This window comes from Acinetobacter sp. NBRC 100985, from assembly GCF_000241225.1.
GTDB classification, from domain to species: domain Bacteria; phylum Pseudomonadota; class Gammaproteobacteria; order Pseudomonadales; family Moraxellaceae; genus Acinetobacter; species Acinetobacter venetianus.
This window is the reverse complement of the sequence record NZ_BAEB01000023.1, coordinates 16,837-40,844: the sequence shown is the minus strand read 5'-3', so window position 1 is coordinate 40,844 and position 24,008 is coordinate 16,837. Positions and strand designations below refer to the sequence as shown.

Annotated in this window: 25 protein-coding genes; 7 read left to right on the top strand and 18 right to left on the bottom strand. The window is 38.0% G+C overall.

Annotation, left to right across the window (positions count from 1 at the left end; all coding sequences use genetic code 11):
- Positions 1-103 precede the first annotated feature (103 nt).
- Positions 104-1,126, top strand: coding sequence for a signal peptide peptidase SppA (gene sppA, locus ACT4_RS08970; protein WP_007481531.1), 1,023 nt, complete (start codon positions 104-106; stop codon positions 1,124-1,126).
- A 168-nt stretch (positions 1,127-1,294) separates the two neighbouring features.
- Positions 1,295-2,092, top strand: a complete 798-nt coding sequence (locus tag ACT4_RS08965) for an alpha/beta fold hydrolase (protein ID WP_007481530.1) — start codon at positions 1,295-1,297, stop codon at positions 2,090-2,092.
- 45 nt (positions 2,093-2,137) lie between these two features.
- Here ACT4_RS08965 and purN read toward each other — a convergent pair whose 3' ends face one another.
- Both purN and purM read right to left on the bottom strand, forming a co-directional pair.
- The gene (purN, locus tag ACT4_RS08960; RefSeq protein WP_171054793.1) at positions 2,138-2,779 is read right to left on the bottom strand and encodes a phosphoribosylglycinamide formyltransferase; all 642 of its coding nucleotides are present in this window, start codon (positions 2,777-2,779) and stop codon (positions 2,138-2,140) included.
- The gene (gene purM / locus ACT4_RS08955; RefSeq protein WP_007481528.1) at positions 2,776-3,846 is read right to left on the bottom strand and encodes a phosphoribosylformylglycinamidine cyclo-ligase; all 1,071 of its coding nucleotides are present in this window, start codon (positions 3,844-3,846) and stop codon (positions 2,776-2,778) included. Before purM ends, purN begins: the two co-directional genes overlap by 4 nt.
- A 134-nt stretch (positions 3,847-3,980) precedes the next feature.
- Here purM and cxpE point away from each other — a divergent pair, with 134 nt between their 5' ends.
- From cxpE to ACT4_RS08935, 4 genes are all read left to right on the top strand, one after another.
- The gene (gene cxpE / locus ACT4_RS08950) at positions 3,981-5,174 is read left to right on the top strand and encodes a chloramphenicol efflux transporter CxpE (RefSeq protein ID WP_004878469.1); all 1,194 of its coding nucleotides are present in this window, start codon (positions 3,981-3,983) and stop codon (positions 5,172-5,174) included.
- Positions 5,175-5,194: 20 nt separating this feature from the next.
- Positions 5,195-5,893: a DnaA regulatory inactivator Hda gene (gene hda, locus ACT4_RS08945; RefSeq protein WP_007481527.1), complete on the top strand. Its 699-nt coding sequence runs from the start codon at positions 5,195-5,197 to the stop codon at positions 5,891-5,893.
- A 113-nt stretch (positions 5,894-6,006) separates the two neighbouring features.
- Complete coding sequence (rbtA, locus tag ACT4_RS08940) at positions 6,007-7,890, top strand: rhombotarget A (RefSeq protein WP_007481526.1); 1,884 nt, start codon at positions 6,007-6,009, stop codon at positions 7,888-7,890.
- 18 nt (positions 7,891-7,908) lie between these two features.
- Complete coding sequence (locus ACT4_RS08935; RefSeq protein ID WP_007481525.1) at positions 7,909-10,359, top strand: CSLREA domain-containing protein; 2,451 nt, start codon at positions 7,909-7,911, stop codon at positions 10,357-10,359.
- 64 nt (positions 10,360-10,423) lie between these two features.
- On the opposite strand, the gene ACT4_RS08930 is transcribed toward ACT4_RS08935, so the two are convergent.
- From ACT4_RS08930 to ACT4_RS08910, 5 genes are all read right to left on the bottom strand, one after another.
- Positions 10,424-10,813 (bottom strand): DUF3106 domain-containing protein, encoded by a 390-nt coding sequence (locus tag ACT4_RS08930; RefSeq protein WP_004878473.1) that lies wholly within the window; start codon positions 10,811-10,813, stop codon positions 10,424-10,426.
- Positions 10,803-11,126, bottom strand: a complete 324-nt coding sequence (locus ACT4_RS08925) for a hypothetical protein (RefSeq protein ID WP_004878474.1) — start codon at positions 11,124-11,126, stop codon at positions 10,803-10,805. Before ACT4_RS08925 ends, ACT4_RS08930 begins: the two co-directional genes overlap by 11 nt.
- A complete protein-coding gene (locus ACT4_RS08920; protein ID WP_007481524.1) occupies positions 11,119-11,727 on the bottom strand; it encodes an RNA polymerase sigma factor in 609 nt (202 codons plus the stop codon). Before ACT4_RS08920 ends, ACT4_RS08925 begins: the two co-directional genes overlap by 8 nt.
- Positions 11,728-11,885: 158 nt before the next feature.
- A complete protein-coding gene (locus ACT4_RS08915; RefSeq protein WP_007481523.1) occupies positions 11,886-12,662 on the bottom strand; it encodes an RNA methyltransferase in 777 nt (258 codons plus the stop codon).
- A 252-nt stretch (positions 12,663-12,914) separates the two neighbouring features.
- Positions 12,915-13,886, bottom strand: a complete 972-nt coding sequence (locus ACT4_RS08910; RefSeq protein ID WP_007481522.1) for a class 1 fructose-bisphosphatase — start codon at positions 13,884-13,886, stop codon at positions 12,915-12,917.
- A 177-nt stretch (positions 13,887-14,063) separates the two neighbouring features.
- On the opposite strand from ACT4_RS08910, the gene ACT4_RS08905 reads away from it, so the two are divergent.
- Positions 14,064-14,258 carry an NF038105 family protein gene (locus ACT4_RS08905; RefSeq protein ID WP_007481521.1) on the top strand — a complete coding sequence of 65 codons (195 nt, stop codon included), beginning with the start codon at positions 14,064-14,066 and terminating at the stop codon, positions 14,256-14,258.
- Between the two features lie 47 nt (positions 14,259-14,305).
- On the opposite strand, the gene pal is transcribed toward ACT4_RS08905, so the two are convergent.
- From pal to ACT4_RS08850, 11 genes are all read right to left on the bottom strand, one after another.
- On the bottom strand, positions 14,306-14,872 hold the full coding sequence (pal, locus tag ACT4_RS08900) for a peptidoglycan-associated lipoprotein Pal (RefSeq protein ID WP_004878480.1): 567 nt from the start codon (positions 14,870-14,872) through the stop codon (positions 14,306-14,308).
- Between the two features lie 22 nt (positions 14,873-14,894).
- Positions 14,895-16,181, bottom strand: coding sequence for a Tol-Pal system beta propeller repeat protein TolB (tolB, locus tag ACT4_RS08895; protein ID WP_007481519.1), 1,287 nt, complete (start codon positions 16,179-16,181; stop codon positions 14,895-14,897).
- Between the two features lie 99 nt (positions 16,182-16,280).
- Positions 16,281-17,357 carry a cell envelope integrity protein TolA gene (tolA, locus tag ACT4_RS08890; protein WP_007481517.1) on the bottom strand — a complete coding sequence of 359 codons (1,077 nt, stop codon included), beginning with the start codon at positions 17,355-17,357 and terminating at the stop codon, positions 16,281-16,283.
- 3 nt (positions 17,358-17,360) lie between these two features.
- Positions 17,361-17,813 (bottom strand): protein TolR, encoded by a 453-nt coding sequence (tolR, locus tag ACT4_RS08885; RefSeq protein WP_007481514.1) that lies wholly within the window; start codon positions 17,811-17,813, stop codon positions 17,361-17,363.
- Positions 17,813-18,511, bottom strand: a complete 699-nt coding sequence (tolQ, locus tag ACT4_RS08880; protein WP_007481512.1) for a protein TolQ — start codon at positions 18,509-18,511, stop codon at positions 17,813-17,815. The genes tolR and tolQ overlap by 1 nt, the downstream gene beginning before the upstream one ends.
- A gap of 25 nt (positions 18,512-18,536) precedes the next feature.
- On the bottom strand, positions 18,537-18,944 hold the full coding sequence (ybgC, locus tag ACT4_RS08875; RefSeq protein WP_004878485.1) for a tol-pal system-associated acyl-CoA thioesterase: 408 nt from the start codon (positions 18,942-18,944) through the stop codon (positions 18,537-18,539).
- A gap of 149 nt (positions 18,945-19,093) precedes the next feature.
- On the bottom strand, positions 19,094-19,987 hold the full coding sequence (locus ACT4_RS08870) for a hypothetical protein (RefSeq protein WP_007481509.1): 894 nt from the start codon (positions 19,985-19,987) through the stop codon (positions 19,094-19,096).
- Positions 19,988-20,083: 96 nt separating this feature from the next.
- Positions 20,084-21,079 (bottom strand): Holliday junction branch migration DNA helicase RuvB, encoded by a 996-nt coding sequence (ruvB, locus tag ACT4_RS08865; protein WP_007481508.1) that lies wholly within the window; start codon positions 21,077-21,079, stop codon positions 20,084-20,086.
- A gap of 4 nt (positions 21,080-21,083) precedes the next feature.
- Complete coding sequence (ruvA, locus tag ACT4_RS08860; protein WP_007481506.1) at positions 21,084-21,689, bottom strand: Holliday junction branch migration protein RuvA; 606 nt, start codon at positions 21,687-21,689, stop codon at positions 21,084-21,086.
- Between the two features lie 8 nt (positions 21,690-21,697).
- A complete protein-coding gene (locus ACT4_RS08855; protein ID WP_007481504.1) occupies positions 21,698-22,399 on the bottom strand; it encodes a hypothetical protein in 702 nt (233 codons plus the stop codon).
- A complete protein-coding gene (locus ACT4_RS08850; RefSeq protein ID WP_004878490.1) occupies positions 22,399-23,739 on the bottom strand; it encodes a deoxyguanosinetriphosphate triphosphohydrolase in 1,341 nt (446 codons plus the stop codon). Before ACT4_RS08850 ends, ACT4_RS08855 begins: the two co-directional genes overlap by 1 nt.
- Positions 23,740-24,008 lie beyond the last annotated feature (269 nt).

The following is a 24,008-nucleotide window of genomic DNA, read 5'->3' as shown; positions in this document are numbered from 1 at the left end:
TAATGCAAAAAATAATTATAAGTTAAGACAAGTTATTTAAACAGTTTTATGCAAATCCGCGTATATAATAAAACCACTTTACAATATATTGGATTGGAATCTTATGTCCGATTGGCCACCGAAACCACAAAACGAACCAACAAATAGTAATAATGTCACAGGCAAAGAATGGCAAATTTTAGAAAAGGCTGTTTTAGCTTCCGTAGAGGAACAACGTCGTAGCCGTCGTTGGAGTATCTTCTTTAAATGTTTAGGTTTTGCTTATTTACTGATTGTACTTATAGCGATGACCAAAGGATGTTCAACATCAACAGAAAAATCAACAACAAGTATCAGTAGCGACCACCTAGCAGTCGTGGATATTATTGGTACGATTGATTCTTCTAGCAGTCAATCGACTGTCAATAGTGAAGATACCAATAAAGCATTAAAACGTGCTTTTGAAGCGAGCGGTAGCAAAGCGATTGCTTTAAATATTAATTCACCTGGTGGTTCTCCTGTTCAATCCGATGAAATTTGGCAAGAAATTCGTTATTTAAAAAAGCAACATCCGGATAAAAAAGTCTATGCTGTGATTGGTGATATGGGCGCATCAGGTGCTTATTATATTGCTTCAGCAGCGGATGAAATTATCGTGAATCCTTCAAGCTTGGTGGGTTCAATTGGTGTGATTATGCCAAATTATGGTTTAAGTGGCTTAGCACAAAAGCTTGGTATTGAAGATCGTACGCTCACATCGGGTAATAACAAAGATATTTTGAGTATGACGAAACCGATTAATCCTGCTCAACAAGCGCATGTGCAATCTGTTTTAGACAACGTGCACACACATTTTATCAATGCGGTTAAAGAAGGTCGTGGTAAGCGTTTGAAATCAACTGATCCTTCGGTGTTCTCTGGTCTATTTTGGACGGGTGAACAAGCAATTGCTTTAGGTGTTGCTGACCGTAGTGGTAGTCTTACAACGCTAATGCGTGAGCTGAAAGTTGAGCAAAAAGTTGATTATACAGTACAGCGTAATCCTTTAGAGTCAATTTTGGGACGTATGGGCGCGAAGATTGGTGAAGGGATTAGTAGTTCATTAGCTGCTCAATTAGAAACTCAGCAAAGTGCAAAAATTCAATAATTTTAGTTTTTAAAATTAGTTTCCTCTTATTCGTAAGGGGAAACCAAGCAAATCAATTAATCCATCAAATTTCCCTCTCTAAAAATTACTCCTTAGTTCTTTCTTTTAATTTGCATTAAAGTGACATAGCGGGATAATTGACCAATCAATAAATTTATAGACAAACTTATGAAACCTTTAATCCATTTCGCACATGCGAACGGTGTCCCTTCAAAAGTTTATCAAAAACTTTTTGATCAACTCAAAGATGAATATGATGTCATTTATGTATCAGAAATTGGTTCTGATCAGCGTTATCCAATTACGCACGGTTGGAAATACTTAGTAGACCAAGTGATTGATAGTATCGTTCAGCAATCGCATGGACGTAAGGTGATTGGATTAGGGCACTCTTTGGGTTCTGTTTTGACCTTAATGGCAGCATATCGTCGTCCAGAATTATTTTCTCAAGTGATCATGCTTGATCCACCTTTTATTATTGGTAAAGCATCTTTCGCTTTTCATTTGGCAAAGTTATTTAAGCCAAAACTTGTTGATCAGATTACACCAGCAGGTTTATCTGCCAGACGCAGAGATCGCTGGGAGTCGCGAGAGCAGGCTGCTGAATTGTTGAGATCAAAAGGTTTTTATCAATTTTTCGATGAAGATTGTTTTCAAGCCTATATCGATTATGCCTTAACAAACGATCCGCAAAATAATGGCGTCATGTTAACCATACCTAAGCACGCAGAAGTTAAGATATTTAGAACAACACCATCAATGTGGTGGTTGCCGATGCCAAAGCCAAAAGTTCCTGTTGATTTGGTTGTTGGTCAAGACAGCGTATTTTTAAAGCAGAAGCTGCCTCAAGTAGCACAAAAGAAATTGGATATTCCATTTTCAGTTGTTGACGGAGGGCATATGTTCCCATTGGAACATCCACTGGATACGGTAGAAAAGATTAGAAGTTTGATTAAATCAAAATAAAAAAGCTGAGAAGAATCAGCAAATCTAAATTTGCTGATTCATTAACTACAATTGAGCAAATTGAATAGGACGCTCTAAAGGTTTTTGGTTGAAATAGGCTTTGCCATTTTTCCAAGATAGCTGACCATTACATATCCATTGCGTAACTTGAGGATAAATAAAATGCTCAAGTTTATGTATGCGCTGTGCTAAACTTTCAGCGGTATCATGCAAACCAACTTCAATAACTGACTGAGCAATACTTTGACCAGCATCAAGTTCAGCTGTTACAAAATGAACCGTACAACCATGCAGGCGATCCCCTGTATTTAATACGCGTTGATGCGTATTAACACCTTTATAGAAAGGCAAGAGAGAAGGGTGAATATTTAACATTTTCCCTTGCCATTTACTGACAAAGTTTGGTGTTAATATGCGCATAAAACCTGCAAGAATGACTAAATCAACCTGCCAATTCAGCAGTTGTTGATGCATTGCTTCATCGAAGCTTTCTCTATTTGGAAAGTCTTTATGCGAAATGACAGCAGTTGCAATATTGGCGTTCTCAGCACGTTGTAACGCATAAGCATCAGCTTTGTTTGAAAGAACACCAATGATTTGCCCTGATAGTTGTTTGCCTTGTTGAGCATCTATCAGGGCTTGTAAGTTGCTACCATTGCCTGAGACAAGTACAGCAATTTTCATTATGCAAAGATCACACGAATTTTTTCGTCTGCGCCTTCAACTGATTCAGTATTTTCTTGGATATGACCAATTTTCCAAGCTTTTTCACCTTGAGTGTTCAATACCTCAACGGCTTTATCCGCTTCGCTTGGATCAACAGCAATCACCATACCAACACCACAGTTGAATGTGCGATACATTTCAAAGCGTTCTACATTGCCTTCGCGCTGTAAAAGTTGGAATAACTCAGACCATTCCCAGCTTGATTCATCAATAACGGCTTGAGCGCCATTTGGAAGAACACGCGGAAGGTTACCCGGCAAACCACCACCAGTGATATGTGCCATTGCATGGACATCAACTTGTTTGCAAAGTTCTAAAACAGGTTTTACATAAATGCGAGTCGGTTCCATTGCAACATCTGCAAGTGGACGACCATCAACGATTTGAGTTAAATCAACATTTTTAACATCTAAAATTTTACGTAGTAAAGAATAGCCGTTTGAATGCGCGCCGCTAGAGGCAACACCAATCAATAAATCACCAGCTTTTACTTTAGAGCCATCAATAATTTTGCTTTGCTCAACAACACCGACAGCAAAACCAGCAAGATCGTAATCTTCACCTTCATACATACCAGGCATTTCAGCAGTTTCACCACCGACTAATGCACAACCTGCAAGCTCACAACCTTTACCAATACCAGTGACTACATTCGCTGCAACATCAACATTCAAATGACCTGTTGCATAGTAATCTAAGAAGAATAATGGTTCAGCACCACATACAAGTAAGTCATTTACACACATTGCCACAAGGTCTTGACCGATTGTGTCATGGCGGTTCAGATTAAGTGCTAAACGTAGCTTAGTACCTACACCGTCAGTTCCTGAAACCAATACAGGCTCTTCATAGCCTTTAGGAATTTTGCATAGCGCACCAAAGCCACCTAGACCGCCCATAACTTCAGGACGAGTGGTACGTTTAGCGACAGATTTGATACGATCGACCAGTGCGTCGCCCGCTTCAATGTCGACCCCCGCATCTTTGTAGCTTAAACCAGTGTTTGGGGTAGAAGTTGAGTTGCTCATAATGAAGTCTCCGCATTGGCGGCAGATTATAACCCGAATATACGAAACTCTTATGTTATTTATGCTCGAAAATGCTATCTTTATTTAAAATTTTTTTCCATTTATAACGATTACACGAAAAAAGGCTAGATTTTATGCAAGATCAGGTACTGCGCCGTATCTTTATCATCGCTGGACTCGCATTGCTTCTCTGGGTCTTATACTTATTGAAACCTGTTGTACTGCCATTTGTAGGTGCATTTTTTATTGCTTACCTGTTTAGTCCACTTGTTGATGTTCTTGTAAAAATTAAATTACCCCGTTGGTTAGCCATTAGTATCGTATTTGTTGGTATTGGCGTAGGTCTGACAGTTGTTTTGTGGTTCCTTGTACCATTGGTATGGAAACAGTTAATGTACGCTAGAGACAGTATTCCTGCGGGCATTCACTGGATCAACGCGACGTTCTTGCCTTGGGTTTCACATACGTTCAATGTGGTACCAATGGAAATCGATACTGAGCAAATTTCTAAGACTGTAATGGATTATATCCAAACTAATTATAGTGCGGATAGTATTCAAACGATGGCGTTAAGACTTGCTCAGTCTGGTTTGAATTTTATTCAAATTGGTGGGGTAGTTATTCTTATTCCAATTATTTCTTTCTATTTCTTACTTGATTGGGAAAGAATGCTACAAAGCCTTCGACGTTTAATTCCTCGTCCATACGAAGCATCAACATTAACAATTGTTCGTGAGTGTCACAGTGTATTAGGTGCATTTGTAAAAGGGCAGTTCTTGGTGATGCTTTTACTTGGAATTGTTTATGCGGTAGGTCTACAACTTATCGGTTTAGAGGTTGGATTAATTATTGGAATGATTGCGGGCTTGGCGAGTATTATTCCTTATTTAGGTTTTGGTGTTGGTATTATTGCAGCTGTGATTGCTTCATTATTCCAATTCGGACTTGATTGGATGCAATTATTGTTAGTTGGCATTGTATTCATGATTGGCCAAATGGTTGAAGGTTATATTCTACAACCGTTCCTGTTAGGTGATAAAATTGGTTTATCTCCTGTCGCTGTTGTCTTTGCTGTTTTAGCAGGTGCGCAATTAGGTGGTTTTCTTGGAATGTTGATTGCTTTACCTGTCGCTGCGGTCATCGTTGTTTTGCTTAAACATGCAAGAAATAACTATGAAAAAAGTCGTCTCTATGGATTACCTACCGAAATTATTGTTGCAGAAGGCAGCACCCAGCACATTAGTATTGAAACGAATGAAATAGATATTGATATTGATGTGAAAAACTCTCAAGATACAGAGACTTCAGATACAAACACTTCCAAGTAATTGAGGAAAATACGACATATATGCGTCAACTCCAACTGGATATTGAACCCCAACTGGATGCTCGAATCAGTGATTTTTCGGGGCCAGGTTGGGGGCCTGTAGTTGATGCGATTAGGCAGTTACATGCAGGCTTAGTCAGTCGTTTTTATATTTATGGTGGGGCTGGAACAGGGAAAAGTCATTTACTATCAGCAATTTGTGACTCTTATCTTGAATTAGGACGCCCAGCAATCAAGGTATCTTTATTAGAGTTATTAGATGCTCCTATTGAAGCGATTACCTCATTAGAGTTTTATGATTTAGTTGCTTTAGATGATATTGATGCAATCAGTGGTGTTCCACATTGGCAAAAAGCTGTTTTTCATTTAATGAATAATCACGAAGGCCAACTCGTTTTTTCTTCTCGCGTTGCTCCCATTGAGTTAAAGCTAGAATTACCAGATTTACAGTCAAGGTTAACGCAGGCTGTGAGTGTTAAAGTACCCAACGGTAGTTCTTTTACTGATCGACAAGCATTGCTTCAATCTGTGATGACCCGTCGAGGTATTCATTTTGATCAACAAATCATTGATTATTTATTATTGAATGGCCCACACCAAGCCTCTATTTTATTACAAACTCTTGCGCAGCTCGAAAAAATGTTGAAGGGCGAAAAAACAAAGCTTTCAAATACAACACTTAAGCAAATTTATGCATTAATTGATGAATATCGCCAATAGCACAAAATTTCTTGAGTAATTTCGAGAGCTGTGACAAAGTACGCACAAAGGATTGTGGTTGCAAATAATTAGTTTGCAATACGAAGAAAAATGAAAAATAGAAGGAGATCGGTATGCTCAAGCGGACGCTTGCCTGTGCTTTATTTGCGATTACTGGACATGTATATTCTGCAGATATTCAAGTTACAACATTAGTTGATGAAGATAAAGATGATACTGTTTGTTCATTACGTGAAGCCGTATTCTTTTTAAATAACAGAACTCAGACCGAATATGAAAATGGATATCATGGTTGTGGAGATAAAGATGCTTCATCTACAATTATTTTGCAGCGTGATAAAGAATATACTTTAAATAGCTCATTACAGCTTAAAGCAGCAATGACTATTACTGTGGCAAGTAGTGGTGAGTTTAATGATAATAAAAAAGGATTAAATAATGCTACATTGAAAATGGTTGGTAATGATCGATTGTTCTTTATTGATGATGGCAGTGTAGAAAAAGACCTTATTTTAGTTACATTTAATGAGTTAAATCTTAAGGGTTCATCAAGTAAGTTAAACGATGGTGGATTGATTTATAATCGTGAGGCATTAAATATTGTATATTCAAGATTATCTTCTGGCTACGCTGCGCGAGGTGGGGCTGTTTATAATGCTGGTATTTTGTCAGATGAACGAAAAACAGCAGGATACGTAAGTTTTAATAATAGTATTATAGAAAAAAATAAGGCTGATCAAGGTGCTGTGATTTATAGTGAAATGCCTCGTTATTTAATTTCGCAATCAGTCATTAGAGATAACGAAGGCACTGCTACAACACCAGATGGTGCTTTATTATATTCACAAACAGGATTTACTGATACTACGACTGGAACAGCACTCGCTACACGTATTGCGGGTTTGCGAAACACAACAATTTTTCATAATAAGGGTGGATATGTTGCAAATGTACGAGAGGGCATGATTCTTAATAATATTACTATGATTAAGAATGCTGCTGGTCTCTATTTGCAAGCACCTAAGTGGACATATACATCTACAACCAATGGCGAAACAACTACAGAGAAATTACCAAGTGCTAATATTTCAAATAGTGTTTTAGTGGATAATGATGGTAAAAACTGCGTAGCTTCAGCAAATGATGAATCGATAGTACAGAGTAATTTAACCGAATTAGATTGTAATCGTAATGCCCCAACGGAAAGACCAAATATTATTTGGGATAAGAGTAAACCCGAACATAAATTAATAGCTGGTGGTGTAGACGATGAGGGAACTTGTGATGCCCCACCAGCAAATGGTCTATTATGTCCATACTACACTCCTAAAGATCAAATGCTTGGATACTTTAAACCCCGACTATTAATGTCATATATTCGACTATCTGACTCACTTATTGTGAATAAAGGTCGAATTTACAGTGATGGTAGTTCAATAGGATTGGCAAGTTGTGAGGCAAGTGATCAACGTGGGAAAACTCGAAGCGGTTATGATGAACTTTGTGATCTAGGAGCTATTGAGCTAGTTATTAATCGTAGTGAAATACCTGTTGCTGGACAAGATATTTTATACGGAGAAACAGCTAAATTTAATATTGCAGATAGCTTTTTAGATGGGGAGTTATTAGATATTGCTTCATGTGAGAAAATTTTGGGGAAACGCTCAGATGGCCAATCTTGGCAACCAGGTTGTTTAGAGATTCAGCAGACTCAAACTGTATCAAAAGGTAAATTAACGCTTGATCAAGAGGGTAATGTTATTTATACACCGAATAGCAATTGGCATGGTGCTGATAAATTCAATTTGCGTATTATAACAACTACAACTCGTTTCAATGATGTTTCAAATTATTACATCACGATCCCTACAACGATTGTTCAAGACCCGCCAAATAATTTCGAAAGTAAAACAGTCAATGTTGGTGGAGGAAGTTTTGGTTTTCCAGCAATTTTAATGTTGTTTGGGTTAATTGGTTTACGCCGTTTCAGAGCTTGAACAAGGATGAGTTTAAAGATGAAAAATTATAAAAAAGGAATTTTGGCTACGATGGTTGTTGCATCAATGCCATTAATTGCTGCAACAAGCACCGATATTATTAAGGTTACTACTTTTGCTGATGAAGATGGAGAAAATACGAATGCTTGCTCATTACGAGAAGCACTAAAAGCTGCTGAAATAAGAAAGTCCTATGGTGGCTGTAGTATTAGTGATATTTCTTCTAGTACAACAAAACAAATTCAACTTGAGGCAGGTACATATACATTAAAAAGTGAGCTGGTTCCTAATGTTACTGTTACTGTTTATGGTGCTAGCCCTTTGGATTGGGAGAAAAAAAGTGCAATTACTAATCGTTACCCAGCTCAAACTGCAATTAAAACAGTGATTGATGGGAATAATAATTCTCGTATTTTCAATACAACGATTGGTGGAAGAGGATTGTTTTTAAATAACCTTACCCTTAAAGGTGGCAAAACCTCTGATCGTGGTGGGGCAATTTATGCAGGGGCAGATATAAGTCTGAATAATGTACAAATTCTTTCTTCTCAGGCCGCGGTTGCTGGGGGGGCAATTTTTCTTGCTGGCCCAACAGCGGGGTTATCTGTCGCAAACTCTGTAATTAAGGCGAATCAATCTCCATTTGGAAGTGTTTTGGGTATGAGTTGTTTCAATGACAACGTGTACTCAAAGCGTGAGATTACTTTCTCTGCAAGTAGCATTATTGCAAATGGTTCAACATCTTCAGGTAGCGTGTTCGATTTTTGTGGGGAACCAACAGTTAATTTAACTACAAATACTATAGCTCAAAACAAGGCAAATAGTGCAACTGGAACAATAATTAAGTTTAGTGGTGATACTAAGGCTGGAAGTGCTACAGATAATTCTTCAAGTATTCTGAGTGGTAATAGTAGCTTAGTGATGACGAGTAATACGGTCGTTGAGAACCAAGCGAACACAGTTTTTCTCTATGATAAATTAGGCTTAAAAGCATTAGGTTTCAATGTCTTATCTTTTAATAATAGTAGTTATGCGTGTCGTTATTTGCTAGGTGCTGCTGAGGATCAAGAAAATGTTAATATGTTACTTGCTTATAATGCTTTTGCTTTAAGCGCAAGTAATAATAAATGTGATTTACCAAAAGAAGCACTTCCTGAAGACCATACTAATCTTGATATTAGTACACAAAGTATGGGAACTTTATTAAGTGCTCTACAGCCCGAAACAGAAAATACTTCTTTCTTACCACTGTACTATCCAAAGAATAATAAAACTGAAACAGATTTAGTTGATGTGAGCACAGTAGGTGCGGATGGTTGTAGTACAAATGATCAACGAGGGATAGCACGTATTGCAGATGGTACTCTTTATTATGATCCAGATGCCCGAAATAGTTGTGATATTGGTTCAGTAGAGTTAATGAAGTTTACAGCTGGTGATCTAGAAGATCTGTCGAATGTATCTATTAAAGGTTTGGTTGATGGTTATAAACAGCAAATTGAAAACTATGAATATCTAATAGAAAATCCAGACGATCCATTGCTTACAACATCGGATAAAGATAATTTAGAAATCAATAAAAATCTCTATGACAGTACAAAGAATAACCTGCATTATCGTGCAATTTATGTTGATTTAAAGAAATATCAGTTACCTCTACCGGAAGAGTTAATACAATCAGATGGTACACATAAGATCCAATTTTTTGATAAAACTTTGTATAATGTTACGACTGAGGCATTAGGGGTTGGTCAAATTAATGATGCCGTTACTAGCGTACAGCCAGATGAAAATTTAGTTTGTTCTTGGAATCAAGATCTTGGGCAAATCATTATTTATCGTAAAGATGACACAATTACTCAAGCTGGCGATAAAGTGTTTTGTAAGTATACTATTCAGTCAATAGCTAATCCAACAGTAAAATCATCGGGGTTAATTAAAGCCGCATTTACTAATATTGCGCCTGAAGTAGAAGATACCTCGGTAACTTTAAAGTATCAACAAAATCAAAAAATTGCTTTGAATTTATTGAAATATGCTAACGATGATGGTGATACGGGGGAGGGTGGAAATGGTCCAGATAATAATCCAAATAAATCAGCTTTTTGGATAAATGAAGAGGGTATTGAATTACCAATTCGTTTAACAAATGTACCGAGTAAGAATATTATTGTTACTGCAGATCGTCAGGGTGCTTGTCCTGCTCCAGATGATAAAGAAACCTGTTATGGCGGTAATATTTATATTCAAGAGTCAAATAACTTTAACCCGTTCAATTACTCATTTAATTACCAAGTTTACGATAATGATAGTACACCTGCTATTTCTAATGTTGGCACTGTAAATATCATTAGTACAGCAACAACAACAGATGATACTCGTAATGCAAGTAGTGGCGGGGGAAGTATGGGGTGGCTTTCTTTACTTGGACTATTTGGATTGCTGGGTTATCGCCGAATGAAAAAATGAAATTTGATTCAATAAAATAGCGCCGAAAGGCGCTATTTTTATATTTTAAATTTAATTTTTGAAATCAATGTTCAGAATATTTGCTTAAGTATTCTTCTCGGATGTTTAATCTTTCTTCAACACTGGCATTCTGCATTCTTTTGCGCAATGTATTACGTTCTTGGGTGCTCATTTTTTGCCAAACGTCACGCATTTTTTGTTTTTCATTTTCTGGCAGTTGAGTAAACCACTCCATTCTTTGTTGGAGTTGAGTGCTTTGATTTGTCGGAATTTCTTTTAGTGTTTGATAGCGTTGAATCAATACACGTTGTTCTTCAGGCGAGAGATCATCCCAAGCTTCTTCAGTTGTTGGTTTATTAGGTTTAGAAAAAACCCAAAAACGCTCTGAACTAGCAAAACTGGTTTGTAGCAGGCTGAGTGTGCATACAACAAGAGCAATTCTTTTAGCTGCCATGAGGAACTCTATCTTCACCAAAGGCCATTAACATTTCCATATCTTCAACCATTTGTGGTGAAAGTTTTGGATTTACGATCACTTGATTCTGTTGCTTATCAGCAAGTTGCAATGAACTAGGTAATACAACAATACCCATAAGTGCTGCTGCAAAAGCAAAGCCAGTCATTTTCCAAATACTGTAGTAAGACGTTGGTTTCTTTTGAACAGTATCAAGAACATGATTCATCACTAACATTTTGTTGTGATATTGCTCTTTCTCAAGTTGATCGAGCTTGGAAGTCACTTTTTTTGTGAACTCATCTTTATTCATCTGATGATCCTCCATGTGGATTTAAATGCTCTAAAGCGATTCTGAGTCCTTGAATTGCACGATGATAGTGTGTTTTTACACTGCCCTCACTACAATCCATGATTTGAGCTGTGGTAGATGTATCAAAACCTTCCCAAGCTCTCAACATAAAAGCTTGCTGTTGTCTTACTGGTAGCTGGTTAATCGCTACCTGAATTTCTTCCATTGTTACTTCTTGATTGAGAAATTCAAATGGATTTGGAGTGGATTCATCGACGACATCAATAATTTCATTGTCGTCATCTAAACTCACTTTTTTGAATAGAGAAAATGGGCTTGCTCGACGCGCTTCTTTACGTCGCCAATCCTGTAATTTGTTATTAAGGATGGTATAGAAAAGGGGATACCATTCTTCTGTACTTTTATCAGAATATGATTTGTGTAAGGAAATAAAGGCTTCTTGGACTAAATCCATTGCAATACCTTGTTGTCCTTGCGTTGCACTTTCCATCATCACTAGGGCACGACCAGTGACGTCTTGCATAAAAAAACGCAGACGTTGTTCAACAGTACTGTGATCAGTACAGCTATCTGTTCGAGCCTGTTTCGGTGCTAAATCCATAGAGATGGAAAATCCTGTCATGGATACCCACCATTATTTCCAATTCATTAACCATATAACGTTGAAAATGGTGGATTCGTTGACAACTTAAGCAATTATTTTTAGTAGTGTAATTGATTTTCTCAGTAAAAAAATCGTATTTAAAATAAATTAACGTTTTACTGACGTTGGCGAACCATTTCAAAAAAGCAAATTGATCCAGCAATTGCAACATTTAGAGATTCTTGTCCGCCTGGTTGTGGAATCGCAACAGCCTCGGCATGTTCGAGGGCATAATTACTTGCACCTTGTCCTTCATTTCCTAAAATCCATACGCAAGCTTGTGTTAAGTCCTTACTATATAAGCTTGTTGAACGATGGGAACTCGTAACAAAAACTGGAATTTTAAATTGAGGAAGGATGTCTTCAAGTTGAATATTTTCAAAGCAGACTAAGCTAAAGTGTGCGCCCATTCCTGCGCGCAATACACGCGGTGACCAAAGTGATGCAGATCCTTGTGTGCAAATAACTTGTTTGATATTTGCTGCTGCGGCTGAGCGTAAAAGCGTGCCTACGTTGCCTGGATCTTGGACATTTTCAAGAATTAAAGCGTCTTGAGTAAAATCAATTTGTGCAGGATTCTGTGGTAAATCAATGATTGCCAAACAAGGTAATGTTGTACCGAGTGTACTTAAATCTTTATATAAAACCTCACTAATAACGAAAATATGCCCTTGATGAAGCTCAAAGACTTGTTGTAACTCGGAATTTTCTAATGCTTGTTCAGTGGTAAATAGTGAAAAGATTTTCTTTTGTTGTTGTAACCACGCTAGGCATAGGTGAGTACCCTCTAGAACGGTTTGCTGATGTTTCTTTCGGGCACTATTCAGCTCGATCAGCCCACGCAAATGTTTGATTTTTGCATTGTCTTTTGATTCTAGGAAAATAATGGCCATAAGAGTTTGTCTAATAAATATAGGCTCAATGAATAGGATGGTTTAGCAGTATCAGGCTAAGTTCTCATCTTATTTAAGGGTTAGCCTTCGGTTAAACCTACTTTTCTTGAGAGAAAAGTAGGTAAACCATAGTCATCCACAAAACCTATCGATTTTATTCATTTAAATATCTCATCATGTCTATGAAATATTTGAATTTTTGATACATCGTAGGTTGTGGATGATGTTTCCGAGTATCAAATTTTGATTGGATTAGTGATAGCTTGTCACACGTTCAACTTCATTTTTAGAACCAATAATGACAGGAACGCGTTGGTGTAATTCTGTCGGTTGGATTTCCATAATACGAACACGACCTGTTGTTGAAGCACCACCAGCTTGTTCGATTAACATACTCATTGGGTTTGCTTCATACATTAAACGTAAACGACCTGCTTTTTTAGGGTCTTTTAAATCGTAAGGGTAGAGGAAGACACCACCACGGCACAAAATACGGTGAATATCGCCAACCATACATGCAACCCAACGCATATTAAAGTCTTTTTCACGAACTGAAGTTTTACCTGCTAAAAGTTCATCAATATAACGTTTTACAGGGTTTTCCCAATGGCGTTGATTCGATGCATTAATCGCAAATTCTTGTGTATCAGCTGACACCTGAACTTGTTCGGTGGTTAGTAGATAGGTTTGTTTGACTGGATCTAATGTAAAGAACACTACGCCAGCACCAACAGTAAGTGCCAACATTGTTGATGGACCGTATAATACGTAACCCGCAGCAACTTGTTCTGTACCTGCTTGCATGAAGTCAGTAGATTGCGTTACGGCATTCTTTGCTGGCAAGATTGAGAAGATTGTGCCTACACACATATTGATGTCGATGTTGCTTGAACCATCTAATGGATCAAATAACACGAGGTATTTACCATTTTCTTGTGCAGGTGTGAAATCATCTAATTCTTCAGACGCTAAACCGCCAACTTGAGGATGTACTTTTAAAGCATCAATTAAATAATCATTAGAAATAACATCTAATTTCTTTTGAGTTTCGCCTTGAACATTTTCGTTACCAGCGCTGCCTAAAATACCTGCTAAGGCACCTTTTTGTAATGCCTGATCAATTGTCTTACAAGTGTCTGCAATTGTTTCGATGACTTGTGCCAACTCTGGTGTCAAATTCCCATTTTGTTGTTCTAGATATTGGGACAAGGTAAGGTTTGACATAATTGAATAGCTCCGATTTAGCCGCGTCAAAAAATTGATAAAAGAATGCGGCTATTTTAGATGAGAACGCTCGAAAATAAAAATTATCTTACTTTATTTATGTTGCTTTTATGATTACAAGCGACAGATTACATGCTATGTTGATCGCATACTAGACAGGAAGTTTGGAGAGCACAGATGTCGACTAAGAATTTTGACGCTACCCCAACGCCAAGTGAGCCAATTAGCTTAGAAAAGATTTCTAAAGAAAATGTGCAAGAGGCGTGGAAAGAGTACGAATCAAAACCTGAATATAAAGAGTTTAATAAACACGATATGATTGAGTCGATGCAGCCATCTGATAAAAAAGATGATGCAGAATCTCAAACATAAAAAATGCTCACGATATGTGAGCATTTTTATTTGAAGCTAAATCATTATTATTTTAATAATGGTGGTACTGCTTCGTAGTTGATTTCCACACGACGGTTTTCTTTCCAAGCTGCTTCATTGTGACCTGTATTAACAGGTGCTTCTTTACCATAGCTCACAGCTTCAAGTTGCTGTGGATTTACACCATTGGTAATCAAGAAGCTTTCTACAGCTTTTGCACGACGCTCACCAAGTGCCATATTGTATTCACGAGTACCACGTTCATCAGTGTGGCCTGTTAAAGCAACTTTTGAGTTGGCATTTGCAACTAAGAATTGAGCATGTGCTTGTAGTGTTTGATAGTCTTCATTTGATAAATCACTACTATCATAGTCGAAATGAACAACTCGTTTAGCTAAAAATGCTTTATTTGCAGCAGTAACACCTTTAGAAGATGCACCTGCTAGATTTTGTGCATTTAATGCAGCATCTTCGCTTAAACCTTCTGTGCTTACAGTAGTTGAACCATTTGGTGTATTACCCGTTGTAATTTCAGCAGCTGGTTTACGACTTGCACATCCCGTAAATACAAGCGTTGCAGCAATAAGTGGAAGTGTTAAATATTTAATATTCATTTGAATCTCCAATAGATTGAATTTATTTTGGTGCCCAAGCTGGTTCACGAACTTCGCCTTGTTCGCTTGGCAAGTTCATACGGAAACGACCATCTGTTGACATAATTGATAACAGGCCACGATTACCTTCACGCGTTGCATAAACCACCATTTGTCCATTTGGTGAGAAACTTGGTGATTCGTCCAGACTTGTTGGGGTTAAGATATTTGTGATGCCAGTATTAATATCTTGAATCGCGACTTTGTAATTGCTGCCGCTAGGTCGATGAACAAGTGCAATTTTTTTGCCATCAGCACTCAATGTACCTCGTGCATTGAACGCACCTTTGAATGTAAGTCGTTTAACTGATCCATCATCAAAACTATAACGATAAATTTGTGGAGAGCCACCACGGTCAGAGGTAAAAATAAATGATTTTCCATCTGGTGCGTAACGTGCTTCAGTATCAATCGCTGAGTCCGTAGTCATTCGTTTTACTTGGCGAGTTCCTAAATCCATTTGATAGATTTCTGGGTTTCCATGCATAGATGCTGTGAAGAGCATAGACTTGCCATCTGGAGAGAAACTTGGTGCGCCGTTCAAACCACGGAAACTCGCTAAAACCTCTCTTTCACCCGTTGCTAAATCTTGCATATAAATTGCAGGGCGTTTGGTTTCAAATGAGACATAAGCAATTTTCTTGGCATCAGGTGACCATGTCGGTGACAGAATAGGATCGCGTGATGAAAGTACAGTTTTCGGCTGTTCACCATCTGTATCAGCAATTTGTAATGTATAACGTTGAGCTGGAGTCGCTTGGTTTCGTAATACATAAGCAATACGGCCGCTGAAGTCACCTGCAATACCCGTTAATGCTTGATAAATTGCATCACTGATCATGTGACCCGCTTGGCGGACTCGTGAATTTGGTACGGTTAAAACTTCGTTGAGTAAGTATTGACGTTTTTGTACATCGTATAGCTGGTAATGGACTTCAAAAGAATTGCCTGCAATCGGCTTAAGTTGACCAACGACAACATAAGGAACGCCAGCACTTTGCCAATTTTCCGCTTGGATCTGATTGAGTTGTGCTGTAGCGGGAAGATTTTGTGATGCACTTGTAAAACGACCTGAGCGATTTAAGTCGTTTTCAATGATGGGATAGAGCGCATTATTGTCATTACCAAAAGGAACGATTGCAATCTTTGGCGCTTGTTCGGGTGCCTTAGCAATTTCTAGGTGTAATTGTGCAAAGGTCGTGGCTGGTACAGTTAGGCTAAGCGCTGTAAGAACTGCCAAAGAAATAAGATGTCTACGCGTATTTTCCATAATTACAATTACTTGAGCTGGTGTTTTGAGACAGTTGATTATTTAACATACTTAACATGCTTTCGGCTATTAAAAACGAAGCATGTTAACTATTCATTACTATTTTGCTGTGAAACTTGAAGTAAAGCTTCTTGCTTCACGTCGAGCATCTGGATCTTGAGGCATCGGATATGGAGCAGCGGCTCGAACGGCAGCTTCAATACTTGCTTTCATGTCTGGATCTGATGAATTTACAATAACAGACATAACAGCACCGCTATCATTAAGAGTTACACGAGCTGTAGCTTTCTGACCAGATGAGCCCATTGGAATATTCCAAGTACGATAGATTTTCTTTTCAAAATCTTGTTTTGCTGTCGATGCAATTCGTCTAGCTTCCGCTTTTTTCTGTGCAGCATCTTGTTCAGCTTTTTTCGCAGCAGCAGCTTTTTCTTCTGCATCAGCTTTAGCTTTGGCCTCTGCATCGGCTTTTCGTTTAGCTTCTGCATCGGCTTTGCGTTTAGCTTCTGCGTCAGCCTTAGCTTTGGCATCCGCATCAGCTTTTCGTTTAGCATCAGCATCGGCTTTGCGCTTGGCATCTTGCTGAGCTTGTAACTTTGCATTTTCTGCAGCTTTCTGTTGCTGCTTCAATTTGGCATCTTGTTCAGCTTTTTGGCGTGCTTTAGCGTCAGCTTCCGCTTTTTGATCAGCTCTGCGTTTAGCATCTGCATCCGATTTGGCTTTAGCATCTGCCTTTTGTTTGGCTTCTGCTTCATCACGTTGCTTTTGTACCTGAGCTTCAGCAAGTTTGCGTTGCTCTTCAATTTTTTTAGCACGAGCAGCTTCATCAGCATTATGTTTTTGTTCTGCTAACTTTTCTTGCTCAGTTTTTTGTTGTTCCAAATTTGGTTGTTGAGTCGTTGGTTTGGGCGGCACGACAGGAATATTTTCTGGCAAGGTTTGATCGACGATCTGACTTTGCACTTCATTTGCTTGGTTTTCTGCAGAAGCTTGTTCATCATTGATTTGAGGAAGATCTTCGGGTTTTACTAAAACTGTTGTCAGTTTCTTTGGCTGTTCAGGTGGTTTGCTCAAGCCTAAAAAAAGCAAGCCAACAATTGCGATCGCATGAACACTGAGTGTAAAACCCAGTGCAATCGCATTTTGTTTAAATGGAGGCTCTTGAATTTTTTTCATAGCTTATTTTAATGGCTCTGTGAGTAAACCAACTTGTGTTAAACCTGCTTCTTGCAAACTTGCCATGAGTGATACAACTTCGCCGTAAGGGCGTGTTTTATCACCATTTACCAATACGGTTAGTTGTTTGTTGTCTTGTTCAGCTTGCTTTTGAGCATCACTTAGGACTGTTTCAAGTTGTTCTAGCGATAGGGGTTCACTATCCTTGTATTCTTGATACTGCAGATAAATATTTCCATCTTTTCCAATCGTTACCATTGCAGGCATATCTTTCGATTCGATAGGATGATTATTTGCTTGTGGCAAATCTACTTTGATTCCACTGGTGATCATTGGTGCCGTAACCATGAAAATCACAAGGAGCACCAACATGACGTCAATATAAGGAACGACGTTCATATCACTTTTAAGTGGTTTTTTGATACGATCAAAACGTCCTGAGCGCTGAATTGCCATTATGCATCTTCCTGTGTCGTTCCAATTGACTGACGTTGTAGAAGAGCAACCATTTCTTCTGCAAATAATGCGCGATCAGAATAGATAGATTCGCCTTTTGCAGTGAAATGGTTAAATGCAAGTACTGCTGGAATTGCTGCAAAAAGACCAATTGCGGTTGCGATTAAAGCTTCTGCAATACCAGGGGCAACAGTGGCTAAAGTCACTTGATCAACGGCTGCCAGACCGATAAAGGCATTCATAATGCCCCAAACTGTTCCAAACAAACCGATATAAGGGGCAACTGAACCGATACTTGCGAGAGCACCCAAGCCTTGTTCTAAACCACCTTGATCGCGGCTTAAACCAACACGAAGGATGCGTTCAGTACCTTCAATGGTTTGGTTAGTATCAGCTTTACGTTTTTGAAGTTTGAAAAACTCACCTAAACCTTGATAGAAGATATCTTCTAAACCACGACGTTTAGAGTTGAGTTGAGCATTGTTATATAACGTATTTAATTCGGCACCTGACCAGAACATTTTTTGAAAATGTTCATCCTCTTGATCTGCTTTCTTGAAACCCATATGCAATTTGGCAATTAAATACCAGCTATAAATGGATGCGAGTAATAAGATCAGCATAACCAGTTGTACAACAGGGCTTGCTTGTAAAATCAAATCAGAAATATGCAGGGAAGATTCTAGGTTAGTTGCCATAAGTTGCTGTGCCGAAAGTTTATTTTTAGTCCTGTGCTAATTCTTTTTGAATCAGATCACGAATTTCCTCAGGTAGTCTACGTGGCATTAATTCTTTATTCAAACATGCCAACGTTACCTCACCTGAAGCCAGCAAGATTTCACCACGATAAATATTTTGTTGCAACACAAATGATGCTGCTTTACACGAAATAACACGTGCTGTAACGGTAATTAAATCATCCATTAATATTGGGCGTACATATTTGACTTGAATTTGATGAACAACGAAGTTGTAGTCTTGTTGATGCCAGTAGTGATCAACACCTGCTGCGCGTAGCCATTCAGTACGTGCACGCTCCATGAAGCGGATATGGTTGGCATGGTAAACGATACCGCCTGCATCAGTGTCTTCGATATAAACGCGAATATTGAACTCAAAATGATTTGCCATTTCTTTTACCTATTGGTTTCGTACTGGGAGCAATGAGGGAATGATAAGATCTCGATGAGACTAAAGAAATAGTAATAAATAACATATTCTTGGTGCTGATAAAAAAAGCCCTAACAAGTAGGGCTTCTTCAAAAAGAAATAAATAATCTTTATTCTAAGTCAGACCATTCAATCGTTTTAGGATATCCGGCCACTGTGATTCCATCGGCATAAGCTCGAATGAGCGCTTTGTAATTGCTCGTATTCGAAATCTTAATTGAATTTTTCACATTATTCGTATCTTCAATTACGATATCTGCTGAATTAGGGTAGAAAGCAATTTTATCATTAATGTTTTCAAATCTAATATCACTTTTGAAATTCACAGAGAAGATTTTGTTGTCTGGATTTCCTTCGACATTTCCTTGACTAGTTACTGTCAGATTATTTACGTTGAGTTGATAGTTGTTAGCAATTAGTTGGTTCGATTCCTTTGTTTCGTTATCAAAAACATTAAAAGTCATTTTTTTAATTTGGTATTGAGCATTGTTATAACTGTATTTGCTGATAATACTGCCATTATAAGTAATAGTATCATTATTTGATGGCGTGATTTTGAAGTTTTTTAGCGTAGTCTCATAACGGCCTGAATCTGTATAAAGTGTTTCTTTACTGTTTACTGATCCAGAAATGGTTATAACTCGTAACTGTGTAATGATGCTGTCGTCGTTGGCATAATCTAGAAATGAGCATTTATTAAATGTAATGCTCTTATCGCTATTTTTTGTATAAGATCCATCCGAACATTTAAAGTTATTATTAGCATAAATACCGTAATAGAGACTTTCAGCAAACTCAGTACCGATTAATAAGATGTTGTTTTGATCTTGAGATAAATTTGTTATTGGTTCATAAATTGATTCAATTGTCTCTGCTTTGGTGTAGTCTACTTTTTCTTTGCTTTGAAAAGAGTTTTCATTATTGTTGCTATCACTCCCACCACCGCAAGCTGTTAATAATACAATGCTACTATAAAGTGTTGTTGTTAATAACTTATTTTTCATTTCGACCCTTAATAAAATAATGAAGCAATTAGAATAATCTGTATATTATTTTAATTGCTTCATTATAGAAAGTATTTTATTAAGAATGTTTTTATATTATTCAGGGGGAGTCATACCAAATTGTAAATAAGCCATATTGGTGGCAATACGACCACGGGCTGTACGCATCACATAACCTTGTTGAATAAGATAAGGTTCGATGACATCTTCTAATGTACCGCTATCTTCAGCCATTGCTGCTGCTAATGCTTCAACACCTGTCGGGCGACCTTCAAAACGCTCTAGTAACATACTCAGATAGCGTCGATCTAAGGTATCTAAGCCCATTTTGTCAACATTGAGCATATCTAAAGCGCGTTGAGCCATGTCTTGTGTCACTTCACCAGTGCCTTTAACTTGGGCATAGTCGCGGACACGACGGAGTAGACGATTTGCAATACGTGGTGTACCGCGTGAGCGTCGTGCAATTTCCATTGAACCATCATGAGTAATAGGTACATCCATGAGGTTTGCCGAACGTGTGACAATGTGAGTTAAATCTTCGACAGAATAAAACTCTAAACGTTGTACGATCCCAAAACGATCACGTAAAGGTGAGGTGAGTAGACCTGCACGAGTCGTTGCTGCAACGAGTGTAAATGGCGGTAAATCGAGCTTAATTGAGCGAGCCGCTGGACCTTCACCGATCATGATGTCGAGCTGATAGTCTTCCATTGCGGGATAGAGAATTTCTTCAATCACAGGTGAAAGACGATGAATTTCATCAATAAATAAAACATCACCTTCTTCTAAATTGGTCAGCATGGCTGCTAAATCACCAGCACGCTCTAAGACAGGGCCAGAAGTTGATTTAAGATTTCCACCCATTTCACGTGCGATAATATTTGCGAGTGTCGTTTTACCTAAACCTGGTGGGCCAAAGATCAATGTATGGTCTAGCGCTTCGCCACGACCACGAGCTGCACCGATGAAGATTTCCATTTGCTCACGAACGATAGGCTGACCAATATAATCAGCTAAAGATGTTGGGCGAATGGCACGATCAAAATGATCTTCAGGTTTTTCTGTTCCACTAATAAGACGATCTTGCATAAAGTTACTTCATCATTGATTTAAGCGCAGCACGAATAATATCGGCAGATTCAGTATGATCTGCTTTTACGGCAGCAACCGCTTTTTGTGCTTCCGCAGGTTTATAGCCTAAAGATTGTAAAGCGGCTTCAGCTTCAGCAACAGGTGAATTTGCCATAAATTGTATTTGAGTTGCAGTGGTATTTGTTGTGCTGTTTGTGGTTTGAGCCAATGCTTTGAAACGATCTCGTAGCTCAATCATTAAACGTTCAGCTGTTTTTTTACCAACACCCGGAACTTTAACGAGTGTATTAATATCATCGTGTTCAATCGTATGGATGAGTAGTTCTACACTTAATGTTGATAGAATTCCTAATGCCATTTTTGGCCCAACACCATTCACTTTGAGTAGTGTACGGAAAATAGTTTTCTCTTGCGAATCAATAAAACCGTAAAGTTGTTGAGCATCTTCCCGAACAACTAAATGCGTCCATAGTGTGACTTTCTCTCCTTTATGTAATTGGCAAAATGTCGAAAGAGGTGTGTCGATTTCATAACCCACACCATTTACATTGAGTAATACTGTTGGGGCTTCTAAGGCAAACACTTCGCCAATTAAACATCCGATCATCGAGTCTTTCACTTATTTGTTAATGGTTGAATAGTAGATGCCATTTGTTCTAAACGCAAAATGGCTTTTAGAATTTCTTTTCGATTTCGACTAGATTTTACCCAAGCAGGTAGACGTGAGAAATAACTACGATTGTAGTTAGGAAGTTTACGTTCTCTTAGCCCAGCTTGTATAAAACTTTTTAATATTCCCAAATGTGTTGGGTTATAAGCACAGATTTGACCTTGCCGAACAGCAATATTTAAAAATAATGAATATGAATAATAGGGATCAAAGCCAACTTTAGAATAACTGACCTTCCTTAAAATATAGACAGAGTCATCAAACTTATTTTCTCGTAGGCAAAAATTACAACTTACAGTTATTTGTCTTGGAATAAGTGATTTACGAGCATATTGCTGAAGGTATTTGTATTTTCCTTGCTTGCATATTGTACATTTTGTATTGATTTCGACTTCACATGCACCACTCCATTCAGTCATATTTTGATTCAAATTAAAGTGATAACTCATGTAGTCATAACTTTGGATACGAATATGCTGTAACGCTTTGCGATAGGTACACTGAGTACAAAAGACTTTTACAGTTTCTGATTCTCGATCCTTTATTTCGATAATTTTTGCAAGCTTCTGACAAGATGGGCAATGTACCCAGATTTCAGGTTTGAGAAGAGATAGGCTATAAATTCCTTGATCAATAAATCTATCCATTAGAAGAATCCAACTTTATTGCCTTGTAGCTCTTGTGCCAAACTATACGCTTGATGGTCAGAAAACTTACTAATAATATCTAAGACTTGCATAATATTATTATAATGGTTGTTTTGCAGATTTACGCCCGAATGTTGCAAAATTGACATCAATCGCTGTTCTTTAAAGCTTAATGTCTTATGTGGCATCGTTAATGGAACAAAAGCATCTAAAATTGTTTGCAAACTTTGATGAGCAATAATCTCCAAACCAGATTTTTGTGGATGCTCAAAAATTCGATCACGCGCAAGATTTTTTGCTGTTTGAATACCTGCTTCAATATCGGGTGAGCAATATTGTAGAAGGCTACCTTTAAGCTGACCTGTGATGATCTCATAATGATGCTTTGCAAAAGCGGTTGTGACTTCATCGACTAAGCGTTTCATTACACGCCCACGTAAAGCTGCGATTTTTTGTTGCCATGTGGTATGCGGTAAATGCAGTTCTTCAGGTGTTCCATAGTCTGCAATTAGATTAAGAAAAATTGGTTCAACTTCTGCATAATTCAACATATTCAGAATGATGCCATCTTCTAAATCAATCAGTGCATAGCAAATATCATCAGCTGCTTCTAATAGATAGGTGAGTGGATGACGACAATAATGATAGTCACCAAGCTGAATCAAACCGAGTTGTTCCGCAAGCTGTTTTAAGATTTCTTTTTCAGATTGGTAACATCCAAACTTTGCACGTTGATGGGATGGCGTATCACCTTGTTCATCAATCGTTTTTGAAAGCCATGGATATTTTAAATAAGCGCCAAGTGTCGCACAAGTCAGTCGCATCCCACCATCATCGGGGTGATAGTCAATTCGACTGAGTAAACGAAGACCTTGTGCATTGCCTTCAAACTGACGCACGTCGGCTTCTTCTTCTGGCGTAAGTTTTGTTAAAAAATCTCGATGTGACGCATCATCAAACCATTCACGGATGGCATATTCGCCAGCGTGACCAAAGGGAGGATTGCCAATATCATGTGCTAAGCAAGCCGCTTGGATAATCGCGCCAACATCAGCAGGTGAAATCCACATTGGTAATTCATCTTTGATTTTTTCGGCTGCGAGCATACCCAATGAGCGTCCAATACAAGAGACTTCAAGCGAATGGGTAAGGCGAGTATGAATACCATCATGCTGTGTAAGCGGGTGAACCTGTGTTTTTCTATTCAGTTGTCGAAAGCTTTGGGAAAAAATAATTCTGTCATAATCTTTATGGAAAGGGCTTCGAGCCAATTCTGTACTGCTTTTTTTACTACCTAAACGAATTGCAGAAAGCAACTCTAACCAACGCATTTGTTCCATTTATCATTATTCAAACTAAGTTCAATGCATCATGCCAAAAAAAAGATTAAAGCACTAGCGTAGTGCGACATAGTTTGTCTTATTAATGTTTAAGGATTGAAAATACAATAAAAGGCGTTACTTGAAATGAGGATCAGATAAATAAATTATACGTCGATTAAGATGCATAAATATAAAGGTTGAAATAATCATGCATCCTTAATAAATGAAGTAAATGAATTGTTACGAATAAAGTAAAACAGATAAAGCTAATAGAAATTAGACCATTT

Bases quoted from the DNA above. Each gene is read 5' to 3' on its own strand.
- ACT4_RS08855 (WP_007481504.1), bottom strand. From the start codon at position 22,399: ATGGATAGATTTATTGATCAAGGAATTTATAGCCTATCTCTTCTCAAA.
- ACT4_RS08915 (WP_007481523.1), bottom strand. From the start codon at position 12,662: ATGGCCATTATTTTCCTAGAATCAAAAGACAATGCAAAAATCAAACAT.
- ruvB (WP_007481508.1), bottom strand. From the start codon at position 21,079: ATGCAAGATCGTCTTATTAGTGGAACAGAAAAACCTGAAGATCATTTT.
- tolB (WP_007481519.1), bottom strand. From the start codon at position 16,181: ATGGAAAATACGCGTAGACATCTTATTTCTTTGGCAGTTCTTACAGCG.
- ACT4_RS08925 (WP_004878474.1), bottom strand. From the start codon at position 11,126: ATGAATAAAGATGAGTTCACAAAAAAAGTGACTTCCAAGCTCGATCAA.
- ACT4_RS08930 (WP_004878473.1), bottom strand. From the start codon at position 10,813: ATGGCAGCTAAAAGAATTGCTCTTGTTGTATGCACACTCAGCCTGCTA.
- ACT4_RS08905 (WP_007481521.1), top strand. From the start codon at position 14,064: ATGTCGACTAAGAATTTTGACGCTACCCCAACGCCAAGTGAGCCAATT.
- purM (WP_007481528.1), bottom strand. From the start codon at position 3,846: ATGAGCAACTCAACTTCTACCCCAAACACTGGTTTAAGCTACAAAGAT.
- rbtA (WP_007481526.1), top strand. From the start codon at position 6,007: ATGCTCAAGCGGACGCTTGCCTGTGCTTTATTTGCGATTACTGGACAT.
- ACT4_RS08965 (WP_007481530.1), top strand. From the start codon at position 1,295: ATGAAACCTTTAATCCATTTCGCACATGCGAACGGTGTCCCTTCAAAA.
- tolQ (WP_007481512.1), bottom strand. From the start codon at position 18,511: ATGGCAACTAACCTAGAATCTTCCCTGCATATTTCTGATTTGATTTTA.
- ACT4_RS08920 (WP_007481524.1), bottom strand. From the start codon at position 11,727: ATGGATTTAGCACCGAAACAGGCTCGAACAGATAGCTGTACTGATCAC.
- cxpE (WP_004878469.1), top strand. From the start codon at position 3,981: ATGCAAGATCAGGTACTGCGCCGTATCTTTATCATCGCTGGACTCGCA.
- ACT4_RS08850 (WP_004878490.1), bottom strand. From the start codon at position 23,739: ATGGAACAAATGCGTTGGTTAGAGTTGCTTTCTGCAATTCGTTTAGGT.
- tolA (WP_007481517.1), bottom strand. From the start codon at position 17,357: ATGAAAAAAATTCAAGAGCCTCCATTTAAACAAAATGCGATTGCACTG.
- ACT4_RS08935 (WP_007481525.1), top strand. From the start codon at position 7,909: ATGAAAAATTATAAAAAAGGAATTTTGGCTACGATGGTTGTTGCATCA.
- tolR (WP_007481514.1), bottom strand. From the start codon at position 17,813: ATGGCAATTCAGCGCTCAGGACGTTTTGATCGTATCAAAAAACCACTT.
- ybgC (WP_004878485.1), bottom strand. From the start codon at position 18,944: ATGGCAAATCATTTTGAGTTCAATATTCGCGTTTATATCGAAGACACT.
- pal (WP_004878480.1), bottom strand. From the start codon at position 14,872: ATGAATATTAAATATTTAACACTTCCACTTATTGCTGCAACGCTTGTA.
- ruvA (WP_007481506.1), bottom strand. From the start codon at position 21,689: ATGATCGGATGTTTAATTGGCGAAGTGTTTGCCTTAGAAGCCCCAACA.
- sppA (WP_007481531.1), top strand. From the start codon at position 104: ATGTCCGATTGGCCACCGAAACCACAAAACGAACCAACAAATAGTAAT.
- ACT4_RS08870 (WP_007481509.1), bottom strand. From the start codon at position 19,987: ATGAAAAATAAGTTATTAACAACAACACTTTATAGTAGCATTGTATTA.
- ACT4_RS08910 (WP_007481522.1), bottom strand. From the start codon at position 13,886: ATGTCAAACCTTACCTTGTCCCAATATCTAGAACAACAAAATGGGAAT.
- hda (WP_007481527.1), top strand. From the start codon at position 5,195: ATGCGTCAACTCCAACTGGATATTGAACCCCAACTGGATGCTCGAATC.